This is a genomic window from Xenorhabdus vietnamensis (assembly GCF_002127535.1).
Classification (GTDB): domain Bacteria; phylum Pseudomonadota; class Gammaproteobacteria; order Enterobacterales; family Enterobacteriaceae; genus Xenorhabdus; species Xenorhabdus vietnamensis.
Genome location: NZ_MUBJ01000002.1, coordinates 25,631 through 29,133, shown reverse-complemented (window position 1 = coordinate 29,133; position 3,503 = coordinate 25,631). Strand labels below are relative to the sequence as shown.

Genomic DNA, 3,503 nt, shown 5'->3' with positions numbered 1-3,503 from the left:
ACTCTCACATGGGGAGACCCCACACTACCATCGGCGCTACGGCGTTTCACTGCTGAGTTCGGCATGGGGTCAGGTGGGACCACCGCGCTATTGCCGCCAGACAAATCCTGGTTTCAACCCCGAACAAGCTGTCATCTGCTTTGAAACTTTGTCATCTGCTCTCTCAGCCCAAAACACCTTCGGTGTTGTCAGGTTAAGCCGCACGGTTCATTAGTACTGGTTAGCTCAACGTCTCGCAACGCTTACACACCCAGCCTATCCACGTCCTCGTCTCGAACGTTCCTTCAGTGTCCTCAAGGGACAAGGGAAGACTCATCTCAAGGCAAGTTTCCCGCTTAGATGCTTTCAGCGGTTATCTCTTCCGCACTTAGCTACCGGGCAGTGCCATTGGCATGACAACCCGAACACCAGTGGTGCGTCCACTCCGGTCCTCTCGTACTAGGAGCAGCCCCTTTCAATCTTCCAACGCCCACGGCAGATAGGGACCGAACTGTCTCACGACGTTCTAAACCCAGCTCGCGTACCACTTTAAATGGCGAACAGCCATACCCTTGGGACCTACTTCAGCCCCAGGATGTGATGAGCCGACATCGAGGTGCCAAACACCGCCGTCGATATGAACTCTTGGGCGGTATCAGCCTGTTATCCCCGGAGTACCTTTTATCCGTTGAGCGATGGCCCTTCCATGCAGAACCACCGGATCACTAAGACCTACTTTCGTACCTGCTCGAGCTGTCACTCTCGCAGTCAAGCTAGCTTATGCCTTTGCACTAACCTCACGATGTCCGACCGTGATTAGCTAACCTTCGTGCTCCTCCGTTACGCTTTGGGAGGAGACCGCCCCAGTCAAACTACCCACCAGACACTGTCCGCAACCCGGATGACGGGCCTACGTTAGAACCTCAAACATTCAAGGGTGGTATTTCAAGGTTGGCTCCATGCAGACTGGCGTCCACACTTCCAAGCCTCCCACCTATCCTACACATCAAGGCTCCAGGTTCAGTGTCAAGCTATAGTAAAGGTTCACGGGGTCTTTCCGTCTTGCCGCGGGTACACTGCATCTTCACAGCGAGTTCAATTTCACTGAGTCTCGGGTGGAGACAGCCTGGCCATCATTACGCCATTCGTGCAGGTCGGAACTTACCCGACAAGGAATTTCGCTACCTTAGGACCGTTATAGTTACGGCCGCCGTTTACTGGGGCTTCGATCAAGAGCTTCGCCTTGCGGCTAACCCCATCAATTAACCTTCCAGCACCGGGCAGGCGTCACACCGTATACGTCCACTTTCGTGTTTGCACAGTGCTGTGTTTTTATTAAACAGTTGCAGCCAGCTGGTATCTGCGACTGGCTTCGGCTCCGGGCGCGGGGCCCTTCACCTAGTGCCAGCGTGCCTTCTCCCGAAGTTACGGCACCATTTTGCCTAGTTCCTTCACCCGAGTTCTCTCAAGCGCCTGAGTATTCTCTACCTGACCACCTGTGTCGGTTTGGGGTACGATCCAATGTTACCTAGAGCTTAGAGGCTTTTCCTGGAAGCAGGGCATCAGCTACTTCAGCACCGTGGTGCCTCGTCATCACGCCTCAGTGTTAACAGGTGACCGGATTTGCCAGGTCACCCCACCTACACGCTTAAACCGGGACAAACCGTCGCCCGGCCAGCCTAGCCTTCTCCGTCCCCCCTTCGCAGTAACACCGGGTACGGGAATATTAACCCGTTGCCCATCGACTACGCCTTTCGGCCTCGCCTTAGGGGTCGACTCACCCTGCCCCGATTAACGTTGGACAGGAACCCTTGGTCTTCCGGCGAGCGGGTTTTTCACCCGCTTTATCGTTACTTATGTCAGCATTCGCACTTCTGATACCTCCAGCATGCCTCACAGCACACCTTCAACGGCTTACAGAACGCTCCCCTACCCAACAACACTTGCGTGTCGCTGCCGCAGCTTCGGTGCATGGTTTAGCCCCGTTACATCTTCCGCGCAGGCCGACTCGACCAGTGAGCTATTACGCTTTCTTTAAATGATGGCTGCTTCTAAGCCAACATCCTGGCTGTCTGAGCCTTCCCACTTCGTTTCCCACTTAACCATGACTTGGGGACCTTAGCTGGCGGTCTGGGTTGTTTCCCTCTTCACGACGGACGTTAGCACCCGCCGTGTGTCTCCCGTGATAACATTCTTCGGTATTCGCAGTTTGCATCGGGTTGGTAAGTCGGGATGACCCCCTAGCCGAAACAGTGCTCTACCCCCGAAGATGACTTCACGAGGCGCTACCTAAATAGCTTTCGGGGAGAACCAGCTATCTCCCGGTTTGATTGGCCTTTCACCCCCAGCCACAAGTCATCCGCTAATTTTTCAACATTAGTCGGTTCGGTCCTCCAGTTAGTGTTACCCAACCTTCAACCTGCCCATGGCTAGATCACCGGGTTTCGGGTCTATACCCTGCAACTTAACGCCCAGTTAAGACTCGGTTTCCCTGCGGCTCCCCTATACGGTTAACCTTGCTACAGAATATAAGTCGCTGACCCATTATACAAAAGGTACGCAGTCACACCCCAAAGGGTGCTCCCACTGCTTGTACGTACACGGTTTCAGGTTCTCTTTCACTCCCCTCGCCGGGGTTCTTTTCGCCTTTCCCTCACGGTACTGGTTCACTATCGGTCAGTCAGGAGTATTTAGCCTTGGAGGATGGTCCCCCCATGTTCAGACAGGATACCACGTGTCCCGCCCTACTCATCGAACTCCCACTGCCAGCGTCTTCAGATACGGGGCTATCACCCTTTACTGCCGGCCTTTCCAGACCGTTCTCCTGACGCTGACACTGATGCTGGTTCTGGGCTGCTCCCCGTTCGCTCGCCGCTACTGGGGGAATCTCGGTTGATTTCTTTTCCTCGGGGTACTGAGATGTTTCAGTTCCCCCGGTTCGCCTCATTAACCTATGAATTCAGTTAATGATAGTGCAACGGATTGCACTGGGTTTCCCCATTCGGACATCGCCGGCTGATGGCGCTTCATATCAGCTCACCGGCGCTTTTCGCAGATTAGCACGTCCTTCATCGCCTCTGACTGCCTAGGCATCCACCGTGTACGCTTAGTCGCTTAACCTCACAACCCGAAGGTGTCTTCGGACTGGAGTTTTGAGAGACTCCCCAATCCCGTCTTCACGACTGGGACTGGGTGTTTCAAATTTTCAGCTTGTTCCGGATTGTTAAAGAGCTATTATTGGTAAACCGACTTTACAGCCCGCTTAACAATAATATCAGGGGGCACCGCCTTTCACACAGGGCCTGAGCAGTGTGGCGTCCCCTAGGGGATTCGAACCCCTGTTACCGCCGTGAAAGGGCGGTGTCCTAGGCCTCTAGACGAAGGGGACATCGAGTCTTCTTCGCAGACGCGCTGCTCATATTACATTTCATCAGACAATCTGTGTGAGCACTGCAACAAAAACTACTATCTCTAGGTAAGGAGGTGATCCAACCGCAGGTTCCCCTACGGTTACCTTGTTACGA

Annotated in this window: 1 tRNA gene and 2 rRNA genes; all 3 read right to left on the bottom strand. The window is 54.1% G+C overall.

The features are described from left to right. Positions 1–101: ribosomal RNA gene (gene rrf, locus Xvie_RS26010) — 5S ribosomal RNA — on the bottom strand. A gap of 88 nt (positions 102–189) precedes the next feature. Next, positions 190–3,099 (bottom strand): 23S ribosomal RNA (locus Xvie_RS26005). Positions 3,100–3,291: 192 nt separating this feature from the next. Then, positions 3,292–3,367, bottom strand: a tRNA-Glu gene (locus Xvie_RS26000). Positions 3,368–3,503 lie beyond the last annotated feature (136 nt).